Annotated in this window: 12 protein-coding genes; 10 read left to right on the plus strand and 2 right to left on the minus strand. The window is 65.4% G+C overall.

The annotated features are described in order from the left end of the window. Positions 1 to 98: 98 nt before the first annotated feature. Positions 99 to 3,035: an RNA polymerase-associated protein RapA gene (rapA, locus tag BLR92_RS17010; RefSeq protein WP_089730477.1), complete on the plus strand. Its 2,937-nt coding sequence runs from the start codon at positions 99 to 101 to the stop codon at positions 3,033 to 3,035. Between the two features lie 70 nt (positions 3,036 to 3,105). Here the strand turns inward: rapA and BLR92_RS17015 are convergent, their stop codons facing one another. Further along, entirely contained in the window at positions 3,106 to 4,002 is an 897-nt protein-coding gene (locus BLR92_RS17015) for a TIGR01777 family oxidoreductase (RefSeq protein WP_089730478.1), read from the minus strand. A gap of 129 nt (positions 4,003 to 4,131) precedes the next feature. Between BLR92_RS17015 and BLR92_RS17020 the strand changes: the two genes are divergently transcribed. The 9 genes from BLR92_RS17020 to BLR92_RS17060 are packed head-to-tail and all read left to right on the plus strand — an operon-like array spanning position 4,132 to position 12,086. Continuing rightward, the gene (locus tag BLR92_RS17020; RefSeq protein WP_089730479.1) at positions 4,132 to 4,527 is read left to right on the plus strand and encodes a sirohydrochlorin chelatase; all 396 of its coding nucleotides are present in this window, start codon (positions 4,132 to 4,134) and stop codon (positions 4,525 to 4,527) included. A gap of 5 nt (positions 4,528 to 4,532) precedes the next feature. Further along, positions 4,533 to 5,438, plus strand: coding sequence for a MerR family transcriptional regulator (locus BLR92_RS17025; RefSeq protein ID WP_089730480.1), 906 nt, complete (start codon positions 4,533 to 4,535; stop codon positions 5,436 to 5,438). Between the two features lie 33 nt (positions 5,439 to 5,471). Then, positions 5,472 to 6,887 (plus strand): deoxyribodipyrimidine photo-lyase, encoded by a 1,416-nt coding sequence (gene phrB, locus BLR92_RS17030; protein ID WP_089730481.1) that lies wholly within the window; start codon positions 5,472 to 5,474, stop codon positions 6,885 to 6,887. Between the two features lie 29 nt (positions 6,888 to 6,916). After that, positions 6,917 to 7,348, plus strand: a complete 432-nt coding sequence (locus tag BLR92_RS17035; RefSeq protein WP_089730482.1) for a nuclear transport factor 2 family protein — start codon at positions 6,917 to 6,919, stop codon at positions 7,346 to 7,348. 25 nt (positions 7,349 to 7,373) lie between these two features. Then, a complete protein-coding gene (locus BLR92_RS17040; RefSeq protein WP_089730483.1) occupies positions 7,374 to 8,177 on the plus strand; it encodes an SDR family NAD(P)-dependent oxidoreductase in 804 nt (267 codons plus the stop codon). 50 nt (positions 8,178 to 8,227) lie between these two features. Then, positions 8,228 to 9,535, plus strand: coding sequence for an NAD(P)/FAD-dependent oxidoreductase (locus tag BLR92_RS17045; protein WP_245704256.1), 1,308 nt, complete (start codon positions 8,228 to 8,230; stop codon positions 9,533 to 9,535). After that, the gene (locus tag BLR92_RS17050; protein WP_089730484.1) at positions 9,532 to 10,308 is read left to right on the plus strand and encodes a DUF1365 domain-containing protein; all 777 of its coding nucleotides are present in this window, start codon (positions 9,532 to 9,534) and stop codon (positions 10,306 to 10,308) included. The genes BLR92_RS17045 and BLR92_RS17050 overlap by 4 nt, the downstream gene beginning before the upstream one ends. Next, the gene (locus tag BLR92_RS17055) at positions 10,305 to 11,573 is read left to right on the plus strand and encodes an SAM-dependent methyltransferase (RefSeq protein ID WP_089730485.1); all 1,269 of its coding nucleotides are present in this window, start codon (positions 10,305 to 10,307) and stop codon (positions 11,571 to 11,573) included. Before BLR92_RS17050 ends, BLR92_RS17055 begins: the two co-directional genes overlap by 4 nt. Positions 11,574 to 11,579: 6 nt before the next feature. After that, positions 11,580 to 12,086, plus strand: a complete 507-nt coding sequence (locus tag BLR92_RS17060) for a DUF2878 domain-containing protein (RefSeq protein ID WP_089730486.1) — start codon at positions 11,580 to 11,582, stop codon at positions 12,084 to 12,086. Here the strand turns inward: BLR92_RS17060 and BLR92_RS17065 are convergent. Continuing rightward, positions 12,031 to 13,893 (minus strand): putative bifunctional diguanylate cyclase/phosphodiesterase, encoded by a 1,863-nt coding sequence (locus tag BLR92_RS17065; protein WP_089730487.1) that lies wholly within the window; start codon positions 13,891 to 13,893, stop codon positions 12,031 to 12,033. The genes BLR92_RS17060 and BLR92_RS17065 overlap by 56 nt on opposite strands. Positions 13,894 to 13,961 lie beyond the last annotated feature (68 nt).

Below are 13,961 nucleotides of genomic sequence, written 5' to 3' on the forward strand. Positions count from 1 at the left end.
CCTGTAACTTTCTTGTACAATATGCGCCCCATCGATACCCGTGCCGGCATGGTCGATCATGACGGACGCGAGCTTTGTTTTCCGATATCCGAGGCAGCATGAGCGAATTTATCCCCGGCCAACGCTGGATCAGTGACGGTGAGGCCGAATTGGGCCTGGGCACCATCTTGAACGTCGATTTTCGCAGCGTCACCGTGCTCTTCGCGGCCAGTCAGGAAACCCGCACCTACAGTGCGCGCCAGGCCCCGCTGACACGCGTGGCCTTTGGCAACGGCGACCGTATCGACGCCGCCGAAGGCTGGCAACTGAACGTCGATGACACCAAGGAAATCGACGGCCTGATCGTCTACATCGGCGAGACCGACAGCGGCGAAACGCGCGAGCTCTCCGAAGCCCAGATCGCCGATAGCATGCAGTTCAACCAGGCGCGCGATCGCCTGCTCACCGGCCAGGTCGACCGCAACGACTGGTTCGACCTGCGTTTTCGCACCCTGCATCACCACCATCGCATCGAGCAGAATCCGGCGCTCGGCCTGGCCGGTCCCAAGATCGACCTGATCCCGCATCAGCTGTACATCGCCGACGAAGTCGCCCGGCGCCATGCCCCGCGCGTACTGCTGGCCGACGAGGTGGGGCTGGGCAAGACCATCGAGGCCGGGCTGATCCTGCATCGCCTGCTGCTCAGCGGGCGCGCCGAACGCGCGCTGATTCTGGTTCCAGACAGCCTCACGCACCAGTGGCTGGTCGAACTGCTGCGTCGCTTCGCCCTGGAGGTGACGCTGCTCGACGAGCAGCAGAGCCAGGCTCACGGCGACGCCAACCCCTTCGAGGCCGGCCAGTTGATTCTCGCCAGCCAGCAGTGGCTGTTCGCCAACCCACAGCGCCAGGCCCAGGCCGAAGCCTGCGCCTGGGATTTGCTGATCGTCGACGAGGCTCACCATCTCGACTGGTCGCCGAACGCCAGCGGCCCCGGTTACGCCTGTGTCGAACGCCTCGCCGATATCGCCACGGGGCTGCTGCTGCTCACCGCCACGCCGGAGCAAATGGGCATCGAGAGTCACTTCGCCCGGCTGCGCCTGCTCGATCCCGACCGCTATCACGACCTGGCGCGCTTTCGCGCCGAGGAAGCCGGCTATGTTCAGGTCGCCGCCGCCATCGACGCGCTGGAACGGCTGCCCGGCGACGACCCGGCCATCGCGATCGTCAGCGCGGTGATCGATGACGCCGATAGCCAGGCGCTGCTCGATACCCTGGCCGACCCGGAGTCCGACGAGGCCCAGCACGCCGACGCGCGCCGCCAGTTGCGCGAGCAATTGCTCGATCGCCATGGCACCGGCCGGGTGATGTTTCGCAACAGCCGCCGGCATGTCGGCGGCTTTCCCGAGCGCCGGCTGCATGTCACGCGTCTCGAGCTGCCCTCGGCCTATCGCCGCGTGCTGCACAAGGCCGAGCACAACGAAGATGCCCTCGATGAACTGTTGATCGAGACCCGTCTCGAGCATCCCGATGTACTGCTCTACCTCGACGCTACCTACCGCGCGCTGCACGATGATCCGCTTAATGTCGAACCCTGGTGGCAGATCGATCCGCGCGTCACCTGGCTGCTCGAGCGGCTCACCGAGATCGGTCGCGACAAGCTGCTGGTGATCGCCCACGACCGCGAAACCGCCACCGATCTCAGCGAGGCACTGCGCGTGCTGGGTGGCCTGCATGCACCGGTGTTCCACGAGGGCCTGTCGCTGGTCGAACGCGACCGCGCCGCGGCGGCCTTCGCCGACGAGGAAGATGGCAGCCAGGTCATGGTGTGCTCGGAAATCGGCTCGGAGGGGCGCAACTTCCAGTTTTGCCGCCATCTGGTGATGTTCGATCTACCCCAGCATCCCGACCAGCTCGAACAGCGCATCGGCCGTCTCGACCGGATCGGCCAACGCCATGCCATCGAAATTCATGTGCCGGTGTTCGCCGGCAGTCCCGGCGAGCGCTTGTTACGCTGGTATCGCGAAGGCATGGACGCCTTCAGCGCGCCGCACGGCGTGGGCAGCGACCTGTATGATGTCTTCGGCGACGAGCTGGCCGAGGCCCTGCTCGACGACGCACGGCTCGATGAAATCATCAGTGAGACCCGCGTGCTGTTCGAGACGCGCATAGCCGAGCACGACGCCGGGCGCAATCGCCTGCTCGAACTCAATGCCTGTCGTCATGAGCGCGCCGACGCCGTTATCGCGGCGATTCGCCAGCTCGACGACGACCAGGCGCTGCCGCGTTATCTCGATCAGGCGCTGGATATCTTCGGTGTCGATAGCCACGAGCTGGGCGGCGAATTGCTTCACCTGCGCGCCGGGCCGCACATGCTCGATGGCCTGCCCGGACTCGCCAAGGGCGAGGAAGGCTTCACCGCCACGGCGTCACGCAGCCATGCGCTGGCCCGCGACGATGTCCAGCATCTGTCCTGGGAGCATCCGCTGATCCGCGAGATGATGGGGCGCATCCTCGACGGCGCGATGGGCAACACCGCGCTGGCGCTGCTCAATCATCCGGCGATTCCCGCCGGGCGGCTGATGGCCGAGCTGGTGTTTCGCACCCATTGCCCGGCGCCGACGCGGCTGCACGTCAACCGTTTCCTGCCGCCCACGGCGATCCGCGTCCTGCTCGATGAATCCGGCGCCAACCTCTCGGCCAAGGTCTCGTTCACCGGGCTTGCCAAGAATCTCAAGCGGGTCAAGAAGGCGGTAGCGCGGGATCTGATCAAGTCGCGCCACGACCAGCTACGCGAGCTACTGAGCCAGGGCGAAAGCGAGGCCGAGCGCGAACTGCCGACGATCATCGAGACCGCCCAGCAACGCATGCGCGACGAACTCGATGGCGAACTGACCCGCCTGCAAGCGCTGGCCGAGCACAACCCGGCGGTACGCGACGACGAGATCCAGGCGCTGCGCGACGAACGCCATGCGCTCGACATGGCGATCGACGGCACCCGGCTGCGTCTCGATGCCGTGCGGGTCATCGTCACCGTCGACGACGATACACGTCGTTAGGCGCGGCTGCGGGCGCCTGTAAAGAGCGGCGCGGCTGCGAGTGCCTGTAAAGAGCGGCGCCTATAAATAGTCATCGGCCAAGGATGACCGTGAGCGCCTCGTCCAGTGTCGGATAATTGAAGGTAAAACCGGCCCCTTCGAGCCGCCGTGGGCGCATGTCGGCGCCGGTCAGCAGCAGCCGCGACATCTCGCCCAGCGCCAGCTTGAGAACGGGCGCCGGCATCGGCAGCATTGCCGGGCGATTGAGGTGCTGCGCCAGGGCGCGCGAAAACTCGGCGTTGGTCACCGGCTGTGGCGCCGAGGCATTGAAAGGCCCATCGAGCGATTCGCGCTCGAGCAAAAACTCGATAATGCGCACCAAGTCCTCGCGATGAATCCACGGCATGAACTGGCGGCCGTCACCGATGCGCCCACCCAACCCCAGCTTGAACGGCGGCAGCATCTTTTGCAGCGCGCCGCCGTCGGCATCCAGCACCAATCCGGTGCGGATCAGCGCCACGCGCATCCCGCTATGTTCCGCTTCACGCGCCGCGGCCTCCCACTGCGCGCACAGGCGATGCGCGAACTCATCATTGGGCGGCGTCTGTTCATCGACCTCATTCTGGCCTTGATCACCGTAGTAGCCCATCGCCGAACCGGAGATCACCACCCCCGGCGGGGTCGGCATTCGCTGGCAGAGTGTCACCAGTTCACTCGTCATCGTCAGGCGCGATTCGACCAGGCGCGTTTTCTGTGCCTTGCCCCAACGCTTGCCGGCAATCGGCTCGCCGGCCAGGTTGACGATAGCCTCGGGCGATTCATCGCTGAAATCGAGTACCCGGGCGCGAATATCGCTGCCTGCGGGTAAGTGTTGGCGAGCTTTGTCCGGGGTGCGTGAAACGACCAGCAATCGATGGCCATCGCGATGCAAGCGCTGGCACAGCAAGCGCCCCACGAAGCCGCTACCGCCGGTGATGAGGATGCGCATTGTGAGCCCTCCCCTAGCATTGCCAATGAGTTATACAGCGGTTATACGCTTCTGATAGTCTAGCGACTATGGCTATCCGCTGCCTGCCAATGTCAACCGTCGGAACGCCAGACCGGAGGATCACCGATCATGCAGCATGCCTTGATTCTGCTCGCCCATGGCTCGCGCGATCGCCGTTGGCGAGCGCCTTTCGACGATCTGGCCGCGGCGCTTGCCGAGCGGCTGGAAACACCGCTGCGCATGGCTTACATGGAGCTTTGCGAACCGTCCCTGGCAAGCGTCGCCGCCGAGCTTGAAGCCGCCGGCTACCGCCGGGCCGATATTCTGCCGCTGTTTTTCGCCGCCGGCCGGCATCTGCGCGAGGACGTTCCCGCTCAGATCGAAACATTGCGCGGCGTGCACCCGACGCTCGATCTCGAGCTGCTGGCCCCCGTCGGTGAGCACCCGGCTTTCGCCGATGCGCTGGCTGGCATCATCGCAGGGCGAGCGGCGCCCGAGCCCCGGCACGGTCGGCAGGGGGCGTGAGGGGCATGCGTGACAAGGCAATGAACCCAGCCGACGCACCGCTTTATCCGATCCGCGAGGTATCGCGGCTGACCGGTGTCAATGCCGTGACATTGCGCGCCTGGGAACGTCGCTATGGATTGATCCAACCGCGGCGCACGCCCAAGGGGCATCGTCTTTATGCGCGCGACGATATCGAGCGTATCGAGCGCATACTTCAATGGCTCGGTCGCGGCGTCTCGGTCAGTCAGGTGGGCGATCTTCTCGAACAACCGGAGAACGACGACGCCACCACCGATGGCGATTGGCCCGGCCAGCGCCAGCAGTTGATCGCCGCCATACAGGCCCTCGATCTGGCCCGACTGGAAAGTCTTTACAACCAGAGCCTGGCGCTCTACCCGATCGATGTGTGCCTGGATGAGCTTTGGCAACCGGTCATCACCCAACTCGACGAGCACTGGCGCTGTCATCCCGGCGACGTGTTGCAACGCCATGCGCTCGAGGCGTTTTTGCGCACTCGCATCGGCACGCGCCTGTACCATGCCAACCTCGTCGCACGCGGTCCGCAACTGCTGCTGGCGCCGCTGCCCGACAGTGGCGGCCCGCTTTGGCCACTGCTATTCGCCCTGGCGGCCTCGCACGCGGGCTATCGAGTGCAAATGATGGATAGTCCCCTGTCGCATGCCGAGCTAGCGCTAGCCGTCGAGCGCCTGGGACTCGACGCCGTGGTGCTGATCGGCGACCGGGCCGAGCGCGGCGCACCGACGCAGCGCCAACTCCCCCGGCTGGCCGAGCAACTATCGGTACCGCTGTGCCTGGTCGGCGTAGCGGCAGGCAGGCCTGCCAGCGAGCTCGAAACCGGCAGCGTGACGCTGCTGGGAGACGAACCGTTGCCGGCGGCGACACGCCTGCGCTCGCTGTTGCTCTGCTGATAGCGAATCCATTGCGATGAAAGGGACGCGCGAATGGCCCGGCAACTGATGTGGTTTCGCAGTGACCTGCGCACCCTGGATAACTCGGCGCTCGCCGCGGCCGCCCGGCGTGGCCCGGTGATCGCGGTATTCCTGCGTAGCGTGGCGCAGTGGAGCTCGCACGATCATGGCGCCAACAAGATCGATTTCTGGCAGCGTGGTGTCGAAGCACTACGCGACGAGCTGGCCGGCCTCAACATTGCCTTGCTGCATCGCGATATCGACACCTTTGACGCGGCGCCGCGAGCGCTGATCGAACTCGCCCGCGAGCATGACATCGCGGCGCTGCATTTCAATCGCGAATATCCGCTCAACGAATGGCGCCGCGATGCAGCGGTATGCGACGCCTTCCAGCGCGCCGAGATAGCGGTGCATGCCCATACCGACGCCGTGGCTTTCGCACCGGGCGAGCTCATGACCGGCCAGGGCGACTACTACAAGGTGTTCACGCCTTTCGCCAAGGCCTGGCATCGTCAAGTGGACGCCGGGCGTCTGACGCTGCGCAAGTCGCCGACGCCACAGGCACGCCTGCCGATCGACAGCGATCCCTTGCCGGCCTTGCCCAGGCTCGACGATGCCCCGGTCGTCGACGCGAGCTCATGGCCCGCGGGGCAGGACGCCGCCGCCGACCGCCTGGAGCGCTTCCTGCGCTATCGCGCCCGGCATTATCGGCAACAGCGCGATTTCCCGGCGATCCGTGGCACCAGCGAGCTATCGCCCTATCTGGCGCTGGGCATGATCTCGCACCGCCAGTGCCTACAGGCGGTGATGAGCGAGAACGACGGCCACCTCGCCGATGGCGATGCCGGGCTCACCACCTGGGTCAACGAGCTGGTCTGGCGCGAGTTCTATCAGCACATCGCCTTCGGTTTCCCCGAGGTGTGTCGCCACCGGCCCTTTCAACAAGCGACCGAGAAGCTCGCCTGGCGCGACGACGAGGCCGGCTTCAGCGCCTGGTGCGAAGGCCGTACCGGCTATCCGATCGTCGACGCCGCCATGCGTCAGTTGGTGCGGACCGGCTGGATGCACAACCGGCTGCGCATGGCGACCGCGATGTTCCTGAGCAAGCACCTGCTGATCGACTGGCGACGCGGCGAGGCGTTTTTCATGCGCCACCTGATAGACGGCGAGTTCGCATCCAACAATGGCGGCTGGCAGTGGGCGGCATCCACCGGTACCGACGCCGCGCCCTACTTTCGTATCTTCAATCCCACCACCCAGTCACAACGCTTCGACCCCGAGGGCGAGTTTCTCGCCGAATTCGTGCCGGAGTTGTCGGCACTGCCCGTCAAGGCGCGTCATGCGCCCCCCCACGACCGGCTCGAAAAGCTCGCCTATCCACCGCCCATCGTCGACCACAAGGCCGCCAGGCAGCGTGCGCTGGATGCCTTCAAGGCATTGAAAAGCTAGCCACCGGCCATTCCCGAGGAGCCAACGGCATGACCCAGGACCCTGCACTGGAGACGTTCTGCGCCTTCTACAATAAACTCGACAAATCCTCTACAAAGCGTTTGCCGGAAGTCTACACTGACGACGTGCGCTTCGCCGATCCGCTGCACCGTGTCGAGGGTATCGACGCGCTGATCGCCTACTTCGATGCGCTCTACGCCAACCTCGACGACTGCCATTTCGACTTCGGCGAGCGTCAGCGTCAAGGCGATCTGGCCTTCGTCACCTGGACCCTGCACCTGGTGCATCCAAAGCTGGCCGGCAGTCGTAAAGTATCGGTAACGGGTTGTTCTCGCCTGCGCTTTCGCGATGACAGAGTCTGCGATCACCGCGATTACTTCGATGCCGGCGCACTGCTCTACGAGCAGATTCCCATCCTGGGTAGCGTCATTCGCGGGCTCAAGAAACGATTCGTCAAGTAAGCCTATTTCAACATCAGGGGCATGCATGGCAGTACTCACGGGCAAGCAGCGTATCTGGCTGACCGGGGCAACCTCGGGCATCGGCCTGGCGTTGGCCCGGCGCCTACTGGCCGAAGGGCATCGCGTGGCGCTCAGCGCGCGCCGCCGCGAGGCCCTGGCGGAGCTCGCCGAGGGTCACGACAGCGCCCTGGTGGCACCGCTCGATCTCACCGACCGCGAATCGGTACGCGACGCGGGGCGGCAAATCGACGTGGCATTCGGCGGCCTCGACCTGGTCATCCACAACGCCGGCACCTGCGAATACCTGGACGCCCGCCATTTCGATGTCGATCTGGTCGAGCGCGTTTTCGCCGCCAATTTCCACGGTGCCCTGCACGTAGTCGACGCCGCGCTGCCGCTGTTGCGCAAGGCACGCGACAACGACGGCAGCCGGCCCTTGCTGGCGGCGGTTTCCAGCGCCTCGGCCTATCTCCCCCTGCCACGGGCCGAGGCCTATGGCGCCTCCAAGGCCGCGTTGAGTCATTTCCTCGAATCGCTGCGCCTCGACCTGGCCGGTGAGCGCATCGACGTCAGCGTGATTCACCCCGGTTTCGTCAAGACACCGCTGACCGAGCGCAACGATTTCCCGATGCCCATGCGCGTCGGTGCCGACGTCGCCGCCGAGGCGATTCTCAAGGGCCTGGAGAAACGCACGCTGGATATCCATTTCCCCAAGCGCTTTACCTCGATCGTCAAGCTGCTCGGCATTCTGCCGCCGACGCTACGCCGACGCATCGGTCTGGCCATGACCCGCGACACCACCAACGAAAACCAGAAGGGCACGCTGTGATCGAGTCTCGTCAGCAGCGCATCGCGGTAATCGGCAGCGGCATCAGCGGCATGGCGGCGGGCTACATGCTGTCGCAACATCACGCCGTCTCGCTGTTCGAGGCCGGCGAGCGACTCGGGGGACACACCGCGACCGTCGATGTCTCGTTCGCCGAACGCAACTACGCCATCGATACCGGCTTCATCGTCTTCAATGACTGGACCTATCCGCACTTCCAGCGGCTGCTGGCACGCCTCGGCATCGCCGTGCAACCCACCGAGATGAGCTTCTCGGTACACGAAACCGCGCGTGACTTCGAGTACAACGGCCATACCCTGGCGACGCTCTTCGCCCAGCGCAGCAACCTGCTGCGGCCACGCTTCTACCGCCTGCTCGCCGACATCCTGCGCTTCAATCGTAGTGCCCAAGGCGACCTCGACAGTGGCCGCTTCGGTCCGACCACGACGCTGGGCGACTATCTCGAGCATGGGCGCTACGGCGAGGATTTTCGCCAACGCTACCTGCTGCCGATGGGCGCGGCCATCTGGTCGGCGAGCAGTGCGGATCTGGCGCGCTTCCCATTGCGGTTCTTCGTGCGTTTCTTCCATAACCACGGCCTGCTGTCCGTCGACCAGCGCCCCCAGTGGTACACCCTGCGCGGTGGTTCACGGCGCTACATCCCGGCGTTGACCGCGCCGTATGCCGAGCGCATTCACCTCAACTGCCCGGTTCGCCGCATCCGTCGCGACGCGAGCGGCGTCACGCTGCACTCGCCGCGCGGTGAGGAGCGCTTCGACCAGGTGGTGCTGGCCTGTCACGCCGACCAGGCATTGGCGCTACTCGCCGATGCCAGCCCCGCCGAGCGTGAAATCCTCGCCGCACTGCCCTATCGGGACAACGAGGTGGTGCTGCATACCGATACCCGGCTACTGCCGCGCCGCCGCCGCGCCTGGGCAAGCTGGAACTACCGTCTCGACGGTCGCAGCGCCGACGCGCGGGCCTCGGTCACCTACAACATGAATATCCTCCAGCGCATCGAGGCCCCACGGACCTTCTGCGTGACGCTCAACGACAGCGATGCCATCGACCCGGCCCAGGTGCTGGGCCGCTATCGCTATGCGCACCCGCGCTTCACCCTCGATGGCCAGGCGGCGCAGGCACGCCACGCCGAGATATCCGGATCCGGGCGACGCACCCACTACTGCGGCGCTTACTGGCGCAATGGCTTCCATGAGGATGGCGTGTGGAGTGCGCTGCGCGTGGCCACGGCATTGGGTTGTGAAGAACGCGCAGCCATACGACCGGACGACCGAGGGCCAGGCAGCGACACGGCGCTACGCGCCGCGGCGCAACCACACGTTACGGAGTCGGCGTCATGATCGCCGCACCGCATAGCCGCATCTATCGCGGCACGCTGCGCCATCGGCGTTTCCTGCCGCGCCGGCATGCCTTCACTTACCGGCTGTGGATGGCCTGGCTGGATCTCGACGAGCTGCCCGCGCTGTTCGATGGCGTGCCCGGCTTCAGTGCACGCCGGCCGGCGCTGGCGCGCTTTCGTCGCGAGGATTACCTGGCGCCGCATGAGCTGCCGCTCAAGACTGCCGTACGCGAACGCCTGCGCCACGAACTCGGCGATGCACTCGCCGCGCGCGCCGATGGGCCGGTTCGCATGCTGACGCAACTGCGCCTGTGCGGCCTGGCCTTCAACCCGCTCACGTTCTACTACGCCTATGACGCCAACGGGCGCCTGCAAGCGGTGCTCGGCGAGGTCAGCAACACGCCGTGGGGCGAACGCCAATGCTATGCCAGCAGCGTCGATACCCAGCGCCACAGTCACAGTGCGGCTTTCGACAAGGCCATGCACGTCTCGCCCTTCAATCCCATGGACATGACCTATCGCTGGCGCTTCAACACGCCGGGCGAGCGCTTGTATCTGCATATGGAAAACTGGAAGGATGCACAGCGCCATTTCGACGCCACGCTGGTGCTTTCGCCGCGTCCGGCGACCCGGCGCGTCTTGCTCGCGACCCTGGCGCGCCAGCCCTGGATGAGCCTGAAGACCATCGCCGCCATACATTTCGAGGCACTGCGCCTGTGGCGCAAACGGGTACCGGTTTACGATCATACCCAGCGAGAGGAGACACCGTCGTGACGACACTTCGCTCTGCCACCTCCCGCGAGCAGCCCACCCTTGACGATCGCCTGATCCGCCTGCTGAAGCCGCGCCTGCTCGCCCAGCTCGATCGCCTGCGCGGCGGCACCATCACACTGATCGAGGGCGATCGGCGCCACCGCCTGGGCCAGGGCGGCACGCTTCAGGCCACCGTCACCCTGCATAGCGAGCGTGCCTGGCGACGGCTGGCGCTGGGCGGCACGGTAGGCGCCGCCGAGGCTTACATCGACGGCGACTGGGAAGCCGACGACCTGGTCGCGTTGACCCGGCTGTTCGCCGCCAACATGGAGCAGGTCAACGGCGAGGTCGAAAACGGCAGCGCGCGCTTCGCACGCTGGCTACTGACCGCGCTGTATACCCTGCAGCGCAACACCCGGCGCGGTTCGAAGCGTAATGTCGGCGCGCATTACGATATCGGCAACGAGCTGTTCGCCACCTTCCTCGATCGCGACCACTGGATGTATTCCAGCGCCGTGTTCCCGCGTGCCGACGCCAGTCTCGAGGAAGCCTCGACCTACAAGCTCGATCGCCTGCTCGACAAGCTCGATGTCGGCCCCGGCAACCACCTGCTGGAAATCGGCACCGGCTGGGGCGGCCTGGCGATCCACGCCGCGAAGACCCGTGGCTGCAGGGTCACCACCACCACCATTTCCAGCGAACAATATGCGCATACCGCCAAGCGCATCGAGGAAGAGGGACTCGGCGAGCGTATCACGCTGCTCAATCAGGATTATCGCGAGTTGACCGGGCAATATGACCGGCTGGTCTCGGTGGAAATGGTCGAGGCCGTGGGCCATCAATACCTCGAGACGTATCTGGCGACGCTGGATCGCCTGCTGAGCGATGACGGCCTGGCCATCCTCCAGGCGATTACCATCCGCGATCAGCGCTTCGAGGCCGCCAAGCGCGAAATGGACTTCATCAAGCGCTACATCTTCCCCGGCGGTTTCCTACCCTCGCATAGCGCCATCCTGACCGGACTGGCCCGACGCACCTCGCTGAACATGCTGGATCTCGACGAGATCGGCCTGCATTACGCCCGTACCCTGCGCGAGTGGCGCTCACGCTTCGAAGCCAGTCTCGACCGCGTGCGCCGGCTGGGTTACGACGAGCGCTTCATCCGCATGTGGCGCTATTACCTGTGCTACTGCGAGGGAGGCTTTCTCGAACGCTCGATCGGCACCTGTCACCTGTTGCTCGCCAAGCCCGGTGCTCGGCGCGCACCGCTGACCGGCGCGGTGTAGGGGGCAATGCACCGCACACTGTTCAATCTGGCGGCGTTCCAGCTCGGCTGGTTCGCCTGCGTACTGGGCGGCTCGCTGATCGGTGGCTCGATGGTAGGGCTGATTATCGTCGCGCACCTGGCCGGGCTGGCCCGGCCCGGTGAGTGGCGCTGGCTGGCGGGCTTCGCGGCACTCGGCCTGATGGTCGATGGTGGCCTGGCCCTGGTCGGCGGCTTCACCTTCGTCGAACCGAGTCGATTGCCACTGCCGCTGTGGCTATGGGCGCTATGGCCATTGTTCGCCACGCTACTCAAGCACTCGCTGGATTGGCTCTGGTGCCATCGCTGGCTGGCCATGCTCGGCGGGGCGATCGGCGGGCCGCTGTCGTACTTGGGTGGCGCGCAGTTGGCGGGCGTCGAACTGGCGCCCTGGCTGCTGCCGATGGAAGCGCTGATCTGGGCGTTGCTTTGCCTGTGGCTCAGCCTGCGCCTGGGTGGTACTGGGGCTGCTGCTGGGCTGGCTCGGCATGATTGAGATAACGCGCTTCGATATCGCGCGCCGGAGCAGGGCGCGCGAACAGATAGCCTTGCGCCAGCGGGCAGCCATGCTGGCGCAGAAAATCGCGCTGCGCCGGCGTCTCCACGCCCTCGGCGATGACCTCGAGATTGAGACCATGGGCCATCGCCAGCACCGCCGCGACGATCGCCGCATCGGCCCGGTCATCGGGCAGCGCACGGATAAAGGCCCGATCGAGCTTGAGCTTGTCCACCGGCAGGCGCTTGAGATAGGCCAACGACGAGTAGCCGGTACCGAAATCATCGATGGCGATCTGATGGCCCTGGCGGCGCAGTGCTTCGAGGCGCGGAGAAATATCCCCCGCGCGCTCATCGAGCAGCACCGACTCGGTCAACTCCAGTCCCACTTGCTGGGCGGGTATCCGGTGCTGCGCCAGCGCTGCGGCGAGGCACGATTCGAGGTCGCCCTGGATCAATTGCAGCGCGGAGATGTTCACCCATACCGGCACGCTCGGCATGCCGTTGGCGCGCCAGCTCGCCAGTTGGGAGACCGCCTGTTCGATCACCCAACCGCCGAGCGCGACCATCATGCCATGGCGCTCGGCGAGTGGGATGAAGTCGTTGGGCGCTATCGGGCCAAGCTCCGGATGCCGCCAACGCAGCAACGCCTCCATGCCGACCAGCGCATTGTCGGCCAGACGGTGCTGGGTCTGGTAATGCAATTCCAGTTGCCCACCCTGGGCCAGCGCGCGGCGCAGTTCGTTGACCAGCGCCAGTTGACGGTCGCCGTCGACTTCCAGCGAGGGCCGAAAGCGCCGATCGTGGTTGCGACCATGACGCTTGGCGCTGTACAGCGCCGATTCCAGGCGCTGGAGCAGCACGCCGGGGTCCTTACCGTCCTCCGGCGCGCGGCAACTGCCGATGGTCAGCCCCAGGCGCAGCGAGCTGCCGTTGAGTTCGAACGGCTCGCACATATGCTCGCGCAGGCCCGAGACCCAGCGCTGGTGATCGTCGAAGGTGGTGGTGCGAATGACCATGAACTCGTCGCCGCCCAGGCGCCCGACCACGCCACCGGCGACGAACGCCGCCAGGCGCTGGCCGAAGCGCGCCAACAAGCGGTCGCCGCTGTCGACGCCCAGCGCATCGTTGACCGACTTGAAGCCGTCGATATCGATCAGCGCCAGATCCAGGCCCTCGCCAGCGCGCAGGTGATGCAGCCGCGAGACCAGCAGATCGTGCAGGCGGCGCCGGTTGGGCAGCCCGGTCAGCGGGTCCTCGAAGCCGATGCGACGCAGATCCTGCTCGCGGGCCTTATGCCGAGAGATATCGGTGAACAGGCCGATGTAGTGGCTGACGCGCCCCTTGCGATCGGTGCAGGCCCGGACGCGCAACCACTCGGGATACTGATCGCCATGCTTGCGCTGATTCCATATTTCGCCTTCCCAGCGACCCGTGGCGTTAAGCGTCTGCCAGTAGCGTTCGTAGAAGGCGCTATCGTGACGCCCGGTGGAAAATGTCGAGGGATCGAGGCCAAACACTTCTTCGTGGGTATAGCCGGTGATTTGCGTGAAAGCGGGGTTGACGCTGACGATGCGATTGCGACTATCGGCAATCATCACGCCATCCTCGGAGAGCTTGAGGGCCTCTTCACTGAGCTGGCGGCGACGATGTTCGCGGCGAATCTGGCGCCAGCCATCGAACAGCGCGATCGTCACCATGCCCAGCGCGGCCAGGCGCAGCGACACGAATGGCAGCCAGCTCATCGCCGCCAAGGCGGCCAGGCCCATCCAGGTCAACGGGCGATTAAGCGAGAAGGAAGGCCACATGATGTCTCATCATTTGTAATTATGACTGCCGCGACGAACACAGGGCATCATGCCCCGACGGGAAAGCC

Source organism: Modicisalibacter muralis (genome assembly GCF_900102945.1).
Taxonomy (GTDB): Bacteria; Pseudomonadota; Gammaproteobacteria; order Pseudomonadales; family Halomonadaceae; genus Modicisalibacter; species Modicisalibacter muralis.

Coding starts and splice junctions, on each gene's coding strand:
- phrB (WP_089730481.1), top strand. CDS start 5,472: ATGGCCCGGCAACTGATGTGGTTTCGCAGTGACCTGCGCACCCTGGAT.
- BLR92_RS17050 (WP_089730484.1), top strand. CDS start 9,532: ATGATCGCCGCACCGCATAGCCGCATCTATCGCGGCACGCTGCGCCAT.
- rapA (WP_089730477.1), top strand. CDS start 99: ATGAGCGAATTTATCCCCGGCCAACGCTGGATCAGTGACGGTGAGGCC.
- BLR92_RS17015 (WP_089730478.1), bottom strand. CDS start 4,002: ATGCGCATCCTCATCACCGGCGGTAGCGGCTTCGTGGGGCGCTTGCTG.
- BLR92_RS17045 (WP_245704256.1), top strand. CDS start 8,228: ATGGCGGCGGGCTACATGCTGTCGCAACATCACGCCGTCTCGCTGTTC.
- BLR92_RS17025 (WP_089730480.1), top strand. CDS start 4,533: ATGCGTGACAAGGCAATGAACCCAGCCGACGCACCGCTTTATCCGATC.
- BLR92_RS17035 (WP_089730482.1), top strand. CDS start 6,917: ATGACCCAGGACCCTGCACTGGAGACGTTCTGCGCCTTCTACAATAAA.
- BLR92_RS17060 (WP_089730486.1), top strand. CDS start 11,580: ATGCACCGCACACTGTTCAATCTGGCGGCGTTCCAGCTCGGCTGGTTC.
- BLR92_RS17020 (WP_089730479.1), top strand. CDS start 4,132: ATGCAGCATGCCTTGATTCTGCTCGCCCATGGCTCGCGCGATCGCCGT.
- BLR92_RS17065 (WP_089730487.1), bottom strand. CDS start 13,893: ATGTGGCCTTCCTTCTCGCTTAATCGCCCGTTGACCTGGATGGGCCTG.
- BLR92_RS17040 (WP_089730483.1), top strand. CDS start 7,374: ATGGCAGTACTCACGGGCAAGCAGCGTATCTGGCTGACCGGGGCAACC.